Genomic DNA, 11,727 nt, shown 5'->3' with positions numbered 1-11,727 from the left:
CGAAACTCCGTGCCGTGATGTGGGATGCGGAAGGACATCGTCTTCCTACAACCGTTGCGATTGCTCCGCAAAAATTGGCAGAATCAGCTGGCTTTACGATTCCTGCGGATCGCAAGTTCATCATCGTTCGCGGCGATCAAATCGGAAAACAGCATCCATTCTCTGGTGAGAAGTTAACGACTCTACTAGCCGTGTATAAATACGAAGGAGAGTTCGAAAACGCTCTTGACATGATGCGCGCGATTTATGAAGTCGGCGGTAAGGGCCACTCTGTAGGGATCTATTCCTTCAACGACGAGCACATTCACCGTCTAGGCCTGGCTGCACCGGTAAGCCGCATTATGGTCCGCCAGCCTCAGTCCAAGGCAAACGCAGGTGCGTTCAACAATGGGATGCCGATGACCTCCAGCATGGGTTGCGGGACGTGGGGAGGAAACATTACGTCCGAAAACGTACACTTGAAGCATTACATGAATACGACTTGGGTTTCCCGTCCGATTCCGGAAGACCGACCTTCTGATGAGGAGCTATTTGGAGAGTTTTACGAAGCTGAATTGGAAAAGTAATAGAGTTAATTCGCTAGTAGTAAATGAGATGAAAAGGCTAACTTTTCATCTCATTTTTAGTATCGATACTGTTAAAAAAGTTATATTGCAGTGAGGATGGAGGAGAATCATGACGAATTTTGGACGGATTAATGGTAAGACGCAATTAATAGGACTCATCGCATCACCGGTCAGTCAAAGCTTATCGCCAACGATGCATAATATGGCTTTCCGAAAGCTGGGTCTTAACTATGCCTATATGGCATTCGATGTCGAACCTGATCAATTGGCGGATGTCATAACTGGAATACGAGCGCTAAACTTGCGTGGATTTAACGTTTCTATGCCTAATAAAATGAGAATTTTACCTCTTCTGGATGAGTTAACTCCTGCTGCCCAGTTTATTGGAGCTGTTAACACTGTCGTAAATGAAAATGGTAAACTAATTGGTCATAATACGGATGGCATTGGCTATATGCGCAGTTTGAAGGAAGCGGGAATTATTTATGCGGGCAAGAAAATGACATTGCTGGGTGCTGGAGGTGCAGGCACTGCGGTTGCCATTCAAGCAGCATTAGACGGGATAGCTGAGATTTCTATCTTCAATCGTGACGATGAGTTCTTTCCTAGAGCGATAAGAAATGCAGAGATAATTAACGAGCAAATCAAGGATAGAGCCTGTAAGGTGACTGTATACAGCCTGGAAGATTCAGAGAAACTTAAAGCAGAAATATCAAGTAGTGATCTGTTGACTAACGCTACCAGTGTTGGGATGAAGCCAGAAGGGCAAAGTCTCATTCTTGAAAGTTCTTGGTTACGCCCTGATCTAATTGTATCTGACGTAATCTATAATCCAGGAAAAACAAAATTGCTAGAACAAGCAGAATCCGTCGGTTGTCATGCGATAAATGGATTAGGAATGATGCTTTGGCAGGGTGCTCAAGCATTTGAAATGTGGACGGGGCAAGAGATGCCTGTTGAGTATGTGAAGGAGCAGTTGTTTTAATCGACGGACAACAATAAGTAAAGTTGAGGCTAAGATCGTAAGAAAGAAGATTTTTCCTGCGATCTTTTCAAAGCATACGGATTTATGTATTACAAAAACTCATCAATTCGATGAGTTTTATTCATTTTATTAATCAAAAAAAGCAAGATATACTGATGATAAGAGAAAAATGAATGGAGGACTACAAATGATGACAAAGAAATATTCTCTAGCCAACCTAACCGTTCTTGGCTGTTCACCCGATGAGCAAACCTACATTGCAGCGCGGACCGGCTATGATTTCGTCAGCTTGCGTCCTATTTATATGGGCTTGCCTGGAGAGCCTAACTTCGCGTTAGCTGAAAACAAAGATTTGCTTCGGAAAACGAAAACAGCGCTTACAGAGACAGGCGTAAAGCTTCTCGATATTGAACTCGCTCGCATCTCTGATCAGATCGATCCAAAAAGCTATGTACCCGCTATGGAAGTTGCCGCTGAGCTTGGAGGACGTCATGTGCTTAGCAGCATCTGGACGGAAGACCGCAGTTGTTATATGGAGCGGTTTGCAGAACTTTGTGATCTGGCAAAACCATTGGGATTGACAGTAGAACTCGAATTCGTTCCTATTGCCGCTGTCAATAATCTTGCGGGAGCACTCGATGTTCTCAATACGGTAAAACGCGATAATGCAGGTCTTATGATCGATGTTCATCACTTTCATCGCTCGCTGGACAAGGTTGAAGATTTAGATAAGGTTCCCCGTGAATGGTTCCGTTTCCTTCATCTTTGCGATGCGCCTGAGCAAATCCCCAATTCGAAAGAAGAAATGACCCGTATCCTTAGAGAAGAACGCTTATACGTAGGAGAAGAGGGTGGGATCGATGTAGGGGCCATCGTGAATCGAATCCCAGAGATCCCTTGTTCAATTGAGCTGCCTAATCTTAAACGGTTGAAAGAGTTGGGGTATGAAGAGTTTGCGAAGCGTTGCTTGCAATCCGCAAAAAATTATTTTGATGTTCGGTCAAGCAAGCGTCAAGTCTCCTAGTGGAAGCGAAGCACCTCATTAGAACTGGAAAAATGATATTGATATAAAGGTTTAGGGGGAGACGGTATGAGAAAGATTCTAATGCTTCACGGAATTAATCACAATATGTTTGGCAAAAGAGATCCTAAACAATATGGCACGATCACACTCGAGCAAATCGATGAACGACTCCATGAGCTAGCCAGCGAGCTTGGTGTGGAAATGGAGAGCTTTCAGACAAACCATGAAGGCGAGATGTGCGAAAGAGTTCATCAGGCCTATTTCGAACAAAAGGATGCGGTCATCATTAATGCCGGTGCCTGGACCCATTACAGCTACGGCCTGCGTGATGCCCTTGCCATCTTGGAAGTGCCGATTATCGAAATCCATATGTCCAATATTCATGCTCGTGAAGAGTTTAGACATCATTCCGTTTTCGCTGAAATTGCCAAAGGTCAGATCGCTGGCTTTGGAGTTGACAGCTACCTTCTCGGACTGAGAGCAGCTGTTGCCGCTATCGAGTAGTGTCAAAAAAATGATGGAGATAAGAGAAACCTCTTATTTCCATCTAAGATAGCTTGATTAATTTTGGTGTATATTGATCGAATATAAGGTTAATACGGTTGATTCTGAAAGATAATGATTGATTTTTGAAGCTATAATTATATTATATATAAGTAAAATTGTTTGCATTATTTCAAGCGAATATTTTTTTAAAGAAAATATATTGATAATTCGTTGTTTTGTAAACAAAAATAGGGGGAAAAAGAAAACATGAAAAAGTTTCGTAAAACAATCTTTTCCGTAATCGCTTCCAGTATGATCATGATGGTTGGATGTAGTTCTCAAAGTGGGTCTTCTACAGCAGAACCAGCCCCGGGTGCTTCACAGGAACAAGGAACTTATCCCAATGGTTCTGTAACCGGCGTCATCCAATGGGGAGCAGGGGGTGGCTTAGATACCATGGCCCGTGCGATTGGACCTTTGGTTGAAAAGCACCTAGGCGAATCTATCGTATTAACCAATAAACCAGGAGCAACAGGTGCTATTGCTGTTTCTTATGTCAATGATAAAAAAGCAGACGGATCCAATTTGCTGTTCGCCGCTGAAAATCCTGCTCTTTATGGGGTATTGAAAATTTCCGATGTAGGGTTTCAAGATTTTTATCCCGTGAGTATTTTTGCCAGAGGGGTAGCGACGGTTGTTGTTCCAGCCGATTCCAAATATCAAACACTGGATGACTTGATCAAGGATGCAACGGCAAATCCCGGTAAAGTGAAGATGGGCTCTACAGGTCCAGGAGGCCTGCCTTTTGTAGTAACGACGATGCTAGGGACAGTTACAAAAACCGAATACAATATGGTTCCCTTTGATGGAGATGGCCCGGCTTTAACCGCTGTGCTTGGAGGACACCTTGATGCAAGTGTGATCGCTCTTCCGGCAGCTGTAGAAAATGCGAAAGCTGGAAAGCTGCGCATACTCACCGTCATCAATGATGAAAGAATTGAGGAAGTAAAAGATGTTCCAGCGGTATCGGAAATCCTTCCAGAAATGAAACCGTATTTGCCATGGGGTCCTTTCTATGGGGTTTGGGTGAAAAAGGACACGCCTGACAATGTGAAAAAAGTATTGGAAGATGCCTTTGCTAAAGCTCAACAAGAACCTGAATTCCAGGAATTCTTAAAGCAGAGGGGTGCTATTTCGGTAGGATTGTCTGGTGCTGAAGCCGAGCAGTATTGGAAGGATTGGCAATCCATCACAACTTGGTTGTTACAGGATGCTGGAGCGGCCAAAGTGAGCCCGGCAGAATTGAATATCCCAAAGAAAGAATAGGTGATTAGATGACAGCGGGTAAATATATTCCACCCTTAATGATTGTGGTAAGTCTTGCGGTTTTCGCAATGTCCTATAATATCGAAGACTCGAGTATATTTGACCCTTCATCGCCTTCTTTTTTTCCTGCCGTTGTTGGCGTAGTAATGTTCCTATGCTCCTTATTGATATTCAGAAGAGGAAGTCAGCCTTCCTCTTCTCTTCATCAAAAGGCCCAACAGCATGAATCGGGTAAAAAGAAAAAAGAGGATGAAGACGAGGAAGAAGATCTTTATGAGGCCGAAATCATAACCCCGAGAGAAATCAATGTGCGCTTAATTTTATTTACAGTTTTAGTTGTCTTGTTCGCGATCTTAATGAATTATCTTAATTTTATGCTGGTTTCCTTCTTGTTTCTCCTAGGATCTATGCTTTTACTGAGTAAAGAAAGAAAGTTTCGAAGTTTTCTCGTATCAGGGATTACATCGGTGGCCTTTTACTATATTTTTGTTTATGTATTCCATATTGTGTTCCCTTAAGGTTAGGAGAGGATGAAATGATAGATCAAATCTTAGTTCCTTTACTGGACATCAAACTGTTGCTGCTGATTGCTGTGGGTACCCTGTTTGGTGTAATCAAAGGGCTCTTGCCTGGCCTGTCTGTCACGATGGCAGTAACCCTGCTCGTTTCATTAACCTATACTTGGGAAACGATTCCAGCCCTCGTTACGATGATTGCCGTGTTTTATGGAGGGGTTTACGGTGGGGCGCGCTCGGCCATTTTAGTGAATATTCCCGGTTCTGCCTCATCCCTGGCTGCCACTTTTGATGGCTATCCGCTGACCAAACGAGGGGAAGCCGGGGTGGCTATTGGAATTGCTACCCTTTATGCGGCTATCGGCGGATTGATTGGACTTTTAGTGCTATCTTTGGCTGCGCCTTATTTAGGGGAGTTTGCTCTTGGCTTTGCGGCTCGCGACTATTTTCTGATCATGCTTCTCGGTCTTTTGCTCGTCGGAGGTTTAGGCGGCGATTCGTTACCGAAAGCGATCTTTGTAGCCGGTCTAGGGATTACTCTTGGATTGGTAGGAATGGACACTCTCACAGGGGTCGAACGATTTACATTCGGTAATCTGGAACTAAAAAGCGGGATTAATTATATTGCTTGTATGTTAGGTCTGTTTGGCTTATCCGAAGTTTTACTGCAATTGCATAACTTAGGAAAAACAAAAGTGGATGTCGTGATCGGCAAAGTCCTTCCTCCTTTAATGTATTTGATCAAGTTTCTGCCATTAACGATTCGTACGTCTCTGATCGGGGTCATTGTTGGAGCTCTGCCAGGAGCAGGTGGGGAAATTTCTACCTTAGTTGCTTATGATCATGCCAAAAAAACAGTGAAAAACCCGACCCGTCCTTTCGGGAAAGGAGCTTACGAAGGCCTAGTTGCACCTGAAGTGGCGGTAATGTCCACGAATGGGGGCGCGATGATTCCAATGCTGACCTTAGGGATCCCTGGAGATGCGGTTACCGCGGTACTCATTGGAGCCATGACCATTCACGGCTTGAAGCCGGGTCCCATGCTGATGATCGAATCGCCGGAATTATTCTGGATCATTGTAGGGGCTGCTATGCTTTCCCTTGTTTTCATTTTAATTTGGGGATTATCTGCTATTTCGTTTTTTGCCAAAGTCATATTGATTCCCAAACACATCCTCATGCCGATTATTATTTTCTTTACCGTGATCGGTTCGTACGGGATTAATAATAGTGTAGTGGATGTATACTGGATGATTGCCTTTGGGGTGTTAGGTTATTTTATGAAGTTATATAAGTTTCCTACTGGGCCAATGGTGCTAGGGATTATTCTGGGACCGCTCATGGATTCTTATTTGCGCAGAGCGATTATAACCGAAGAAGGAAGTGTACTAGGATTCTTGGCCAGTTTGGTAGCCCATCCGATCAGCTTTGTTTTGACATTCATCGTTGTCATTACGATCCTATCCCAAACGAGATTTTATAATAATATGAAAGAAAAGGTATTTGGGTCTCTATCAAAAAAAGCCGTGAATGAGAAAAAGGCGGGATAGTTTCTAAAGAAGGCGCAATATATTTTGCTGCCTTCTTTTTTCTTGAGGTTTATTTTCTTTAAAAAAGACACTCTTTAACGAGTGGCGGAATCCAGCTATTTGATCGTTCTACTCGCAGTGTAAGCATCACACCTGTCGGTGAGGAGTTTATCAAACATGCTCGGAGGGTCGTATCTGAGTTTGAAGAATTGCAATCGGTGATGAGAAGACAAGCGTCTTTTTTAAAAGGTTATGTCAGAGTGGGGACCATTCCCATATTAGGGCGTCTAGGGCTAGTCCCATGTATTGCGCAGTTCCACAGAATATACCCTGGGATTCATGTGGAGATTAAGGAAGGAAAAACGCTTGAGCTCATGGATCGTCTCCATTCCTCGGATATGGATGTGGCTTTCGTTGTCCCCTCTAAAGAAATTCATGAAAAAACGATCGTCTTTCATCCCGTCATAGAAGATGAGCTTGTTTTAGTTGTTGATGAATTGCATCCTTTAGCCAAAAAGAGCTTGATAAACCTATCGGATGCGGCTCATGAGAAGTTCATCTTTGCAGATTCTAGCTCCAGCATGAATAGGATGGCCATGGATGCTTGTCTTGATGCCGGGTTTACACCAAACGTCATTTATGAATGCGGCCAAGCTGACATGATTCTTGGACTCGTCGGAGAGCGTTTAGGAGTAACGATTATGGCGAGAAAAGTGGCTGCTGCTTCAGCTATTCCTCATACCATTTGTTTGCCTTTAAAGACCAGAATACAGCGCATTACCGCTTTAGCTGTACCTAATCAATTCCCGCTCTCCCAACCAGTCAAACTATTTGTCAGGCATGTTTTGCAAGGAGGTATGGGGTAATATGTACATTATTACTAAAACTCATAGATTCTATGAGTTTTATTCAATTTTTAAATGTGAAGGATCAAGCTATACTAGAATCCAGAATAAATCGTTAATTGGATAAGGGGTAGGGAACATGCTGCTTAAATATGCGCTTGACTTAAGTCGGAATATAGAGGAATTTCGGAAAATAAAGGATGACTTAACGGGCAATCGAGAGGCTTGTCATTCAGAAGCTGTTAAGATTAGCCGAGAATTGGATGAGAAGATCGTAAAGCTTCAAAAGCTTTGTTTAAGATAATAACACGTACGTTAATTCTAAGGAGACCTCTTATGTTTGTCTGGGTTTACACATCACTGGTCTTAACCTATATCGTAAACAGGTTATTTCCTGCATCCATACTTTCCTATATTGTTGGAGTACTCGCTGTCATAGCCGTCGTCATATCTTTCAGGCAAGCTTCAGGGCTCTACTTTATGGCAGGTCTTTTTTTTCTCCTGTCAGGTTGTGCTTTATTTTTTTATTTTGATTCACCATGGCATACGTTCTTTCTTCATTTTGAAAGCATGATGGGTTTACTTTCCTTCTTTTTTATGCTGCCATTTATCAATACTCTCATTCGCATTGGACACTTTGACACCCAACTGAATCAGCTGCTTAATATAAAAACGACCCAGTTGTCCCAACTATATAGGAGAAGTTCTCTAGTTTCTCATATCCTGGGGATTTTCCTCAATGTAGCAACCGCACCTCTGCTTGTGAAGTCCTTATCCTTTTCGTTAACTTCTTTGCAGGAAGGGATCAGGAATCGGTTTTACACTCGCAGTTTATTGCGGGCCTATGCGCTGTGTTTAACTTGGAGTCCTTTGGAAGTCCTGCTTAGTATGTCCATAGATGCCACGAAAGTGAAATACTATCATATTTTTCCTATAACGCTATTGCTGGCTATCTTCTTTATTTTGTTAGATTGGATCCTTTTTACAAAGGATAAGAGCAGTAGCTTGCCTGTTCTCCAAAGAGAATCAGGTCATGCGAACATGAACCGGATAAGGAAAAAAATCCTGCAGCTTATGGTAATGCTGCTGATGTTCACCTTTGTTGTTTCTTTAGTTGACCATTGGATTGAATACGGCTATCTTTTTTCAGTCGTCTTGGTTATTGTACCTTTTTCGTTAGTCGTGGCATTGATTCTGAAAAAAGGAAAACAGTATCTTGCCATTACCCTACCGCATTGGCGGCAACGGACAGGCAACATGTCTAACTTCTTTTTTATGTTTTTAAGTGCAGGATTGTTTGTTGAGATGGTAACCGAGACGCAAGCGGTTTTGGAAGTTCAAACTTTCCTTTCGCAATTTACAGATCAAGTGCTAGTATTTTATCTCTTTATCGGGGTGTATTTTGTCATATGTTCTCTGGGTGGGTTTCATCCGCTTATTTCGCTAGCCCTGATCATTGAAATGCTGAATCCGGTGTTCGGCCAATTAGCTGCCCTTCCCACAGCTCTCGTATTAGTCTGCTGTAGTCTGGCATCGGGAATGTATAGTCCTTACAATATTTCGGTTTCTATCCTTTCGAGTGAGATGAAGGTAAACCCTTATCGGATCACGCAATGGAATATTAAATTTGCGTTAGGTTATATGATCTTTAGTATTAGCGTGGCTTACGCCATCCACTTAATAGCCTAAGATTTTGCATTGCTATCGTGCTTAATTACTGAATTAAGCACGAGATGGAGTGTTGAAGACACCCGCACAACTCTACTGGAGGCACGAAGTTCCTCCTTTTTTGGGCTGATGAAAAGGGCTATCAATCTATCAATAATCCAAAAAGGGGTGTTCCTAATGAAAAAGGTCAAAATTGCTGTATTGGGATTAAATCATGGGTATAAATTTGCTATGGATGCCTTAGAAATACCAGGGGTTGAGCTTGTGGCCGTGGCTGGCGAAAATGAATTATCCGTTCAAAGAGCGAAGGAATTGAATGTGCCCATCTATAAAGATTACAAGAGTCTTATCCACGAGTGTGAATTAGATGGAGTCATCGTGACTCTTCCCAACCGATTACATAGAGAAGCGGTAGTGATATGCGCCAATAAAGGAGTTCATGTACTGGTTGAAAAACCCATTGCTGATACCGTTGAAGATGGAGAAGCCATGGTTCAAGTGTGCGCCCAGAAGAATGTCAAGCTGATGGTTGGGCATCACCGCCGTTATTCCAGTCGCTTACAAAAGTTGAAAGAAGTGCTTTCATCAGGGATCATCGGAGATCTTGTGGGAGTTAATATGTTGTGGGTCCTGGCCAAAGATCATTCGTATTTCAATGAAAAATGGAGAATCTCTAAGGGAGGCGGCCCCCTCCTGATTAATGGGATTCACGATATTGATAATCTTAGATTTGTAACAGGTTTAAATATTGAAAGTGTTTATGCTTCTGCACGCAATATCATCCGGAAAAATATGGTGGAAGATTCCGCTTCTATTATTTTGGAAACAAGCGAAGGACCAACGATCAATTATTTTGTATCGGATGGAGTTCCTTCCCCTTGGTCCTATGAGTTTAACCTAAGAGAAAATCCGAAATATGTCCGATATGATGAGAATTGCTACACCTTTTTCGGAACGAAGGGAAGCATTTCTTTCCCAAGCTTTACGGTTTATACCTATGAAGAAGAAAGATACGGATGGGAACACCCATTGAGAGTAGAAAAAATGGAAGTGGAAGAAAACGATCCGATGACCGCAGAGCTGTTGAACTTTATAGAGGTATTAAGAGGCGATGCGGATCCGCTTGTCACGGGAGAAGAAGGACTTCAGACCTTAAAAGTGATAAACGCAATTTGGAGATCAGCAGATATGGGGCAGAAGATATCGATCAGTTCATAGTTTGTGAGATGAGTGAGGCTGTCCCACCATTTGGGGACAGTCTTATTTTTCTCAGGTTGCTTGGTGATCTGGCGGGAGGAAATACATTTCATTTCCTCCATGGTTGAATAGGTGGAAAAATGCCACCTAAATCCAAAAACAAACAAGATAAAAGCGAAATAGTTGGATAAACGCCAATTCAGCTTTCCCTTTCAAATCTGTCCAAAAGTTGCTTTAACAGCCCCTTTAGCGACAGAGATAGCGAAATTGATAGAATCTTATAAAATGATGATTGACATCGTTTGCAAATCAGTATATATTGTTACTAGATCGATCTAAAAACAATTAACTAAAACCTAAACGAGTTAAATAAATATTTTTTTCTCTTATGGTAGATCGATCTAATAACCGCATTATCATAGAGGAAAATTTACTAGTTGATAAGCTGTTACTAGATCGATCTAGTAAATAGAGACATCAAATGAAACAAGTCAAAAGCTGGGGATAAGGCGGTGGTATAAAGGTGTTAGAGCTGCATTTGAAAAATCCAAATGAATTGGAATTGAGGAGTGTAGATCCTCTTCCGCAACCGCAAGGGGATGAAGTGAAAATTAAGCTTATCTACGCTGGTATCTGTGGTTCGGATCTAGGCGTGTATCGAGGTAAGCTGAAGCATGCGACGTATCCGCTTCGACCAGGTCATGAATTGCTTGGTACCGTGATCGAAGCAGGGGAGAACGCTCAGTATGGACTGGGTACCCGTGTGGTGATTCTGCCAAACACCTTCTGTGGGGAGTGCGACTACTGCCAAGCAGGCAAGACGAATATCTGTCCGCAGAAGAAATCATTAGGCGTGAATCAAGATGGGGGATTCTCAGAAGAGTTTATCATTTCTTCAAAGTTTGTACTGCCGATTCCGGAGGATCTCAGCGATAAAAAAGCAGTCCTGATCGAACCGTTTGCTGTAGTGGTTCATGCGCTGAAGAAGGTGAACATTACCAAAGGCACGACGGTAGCGATTGTCGGCAGCGGGAATGAAGGGATGCTGGCTGCAGCGCTTGCTTATCACTTGGGGGCTCAAGTTACAGCGCTCGATATTAATCCGAAGAAGCTTGAGTTGACAAAATCCCTTGGAGATATTCGAGTAGCTTTCCCGCAAGATGTAGAAGGTGAAACCTTTGATGTGGTCATTGAAGCGGCAGGTACGAAAGCCTCTGTAGAGCAAGCTGTTCAGCTTACTCGCCCAGGCGGCGCCGTGGTTCTCATTGGATTAGCGCCAGAAGTGAATTTGTCTGCGATGCACATCGTCCGCAATGAGATTTCGATCTTTGGATCTATTATCTACAATTTCCCAACGGATTATTTACAAACCGTTGAATATTTAAGAAGCCCTGATTTCAACGTCGATCCGATTGTTTCCAAAATCATGCCCCTTACATCATATCAAGAGGCGTATGATACCGCTTTATCCGGAGATTTCGGAAAAGTCCTATTTAAATTTTAAGGAGGCTATGCGTTCATGAAAGAACTAATTTCTCATCAACTCGTTAGATATTTAGAAGATCGTGGAGTGGAACATCTCTTTG

At 42.7% G+C, this 11,727-nt stretch carries 12 protein-coding genes; all 12 read left to right on the top strand.

What is annotated here, in order from left to right:
* On the top strand, positions 1-566 hold a 566-nt coding region (locus tag ABLT31_RS37505; protein ID WP_462976592.1), incomplete at its 5' end, for an aldehyde dehydrogenase family protein.
* A gap of 109 nt (positions 567-675) precedes the next feature.
* Positions 676-1,551 carry a shikimate dehydrogenase gene (locus ABLT31_RS37500; protein WP_367760824.1) on the top strand — a complete coding sequence of 292 codons (876 nt, stop codon included), beginning with the start codon at positions 676-678 and terminating at the stop codon, positions 1,549-1,551.
* Between the two features lie 190 nt (positions 1,552-1,741).
* A complete protein-coding gene (locus ABLT31_RS37495) occupies positions 1,742-2,575 on the top strand; it encodes a sugar phosphate isomerase/epimerase family protein (protein WP_367760826.1) in 834 nt (277 codons plus the stop codon).
* A gap of 66 nt (positions 2,576-2,641) precedes the next feature.
* Positions 2,642-3,079 carry a type II 3-dehydroquinate dehydratase gene (aroQ, locus tag ABLT31_RS37490; RefSeq protein ID WP_367760823.1) on the top strand — a complete coding sequence of 146 codons (438 nt, stop codon included), beginning with the start codon at positions 2,642-2,644 and terminating at the stop codon, positions 3,077-3,079.
* A gap of 249 nt (positions 3,080-3,328) precedes the next feature.
* Positions 3,329-4,387, top strand: coding sequence for a Bug family tripartite tricarboxylate transporter substrate binding protein (locus tag ABLT31_RS37485; RefSeq protein WP_367760822.1), 1,059 nt, complete (start codon positions 3,329-3,331; stop codon positions 4,385-4,387).
* 8 nt (positions 4,388-4,395) lie between these two features.
* The gene (locus ABLT31_RS37480; RefSeq protein WP_367760821.1) at positions 4,396-4,905 is read left to right on the top strand and encodes a tripartite tricarboxylate transporter TctB family protein; all 510 of its coding nucleotides are present in this window, start codon (positions 4,396-4,398) and stop codon (positions 4,903-4,905) included.
* A 17-nt stretch (positions 4,906-4,922) separates the two neighbouring features.
* Positions 4,923-6,452 carry a tripartite tricarboxylate transporter permease gene (locus tag ABLT31_RS37475; RefSeq protein WP_367760820.1) on the top strand — a complete coding sequence of 510 codons (1,530 nt, stop codon included), beginning with the start codon at positions 4,923-4,925 and terminating at the stop codon, positions 6,450-6,452.
* A 200-nt stretch (positions 6,453-6,652) separates the two neighbouring features.
* The gene (locus ABLT31_RS37470) at positions 6,653-7,297 is read left to right on the top strand and encodes a LysR family transcriptional regulator substrate-binding protein (protein WP_367760825.1); all 645 of its coding nucleotides are present in this window, start codon (positions 6,653-6,655) and stop codon (positions 7,295-7,297) included.
* A gap of 118 nt (positions 7,298-7,415) precedes the next feature.
* Positions 7,416-7,580: a Spo0E family sporulation regulatory protein-aspartic acid phosphatase gene (locus ABLT31_RS37465; protein ID WP_367760819.1), complete on the top strand. Its 165-nt coding sequence runs from the start codon at positions 7,416-7,418 to the stop codon at positions 7,578-7,580.
* Positions 7,581-7,612: 32 nt separating this feature from the next.
* Complete coding sequence (locus ABLT31_RS37460; RefSeq protein ID WP_367760818.1) at positions 7,613-8,965, top strand: hypothetical protein; 1,353 nt, start codon at positions 7,613-7,615, stop codon at positions 8,963-8,965.
* A gap of 156 nt (positions 8,966-9,121) precedes the next feature.
* A complete protein-coding gene (locus ABLT31_RS37455; RefSeq protein WP_367760817.1) occupies positions 9,122-10,162 on the top strand; it encodes a Gfo/Idh/MocA family protein in 1,041 nt (346 codons plus the stop codon).
* 502 nt (positions 10,163-10,664) lie between these two features.
* Positions 10,665-11,645: a zinc-dependent alcohol dehydrogenase gene (locus tag ABLT31_RS37450; RefSeq protein ID WP_367760816.1), complete on the top strand. Its 981-nt coding sequence runs from the start codon at positions 10,665-10,667 to the stop codon at positions 11,643-11,645.
* Positions 11,646-11,727: the final 82 nt, after the last annotated feature.

The organism is Ammoniphilus soli (genome assembly GCF_040813775.1).
This window is presented reverse-complemented; position numbering and strand designations above follow the sequence as displayed.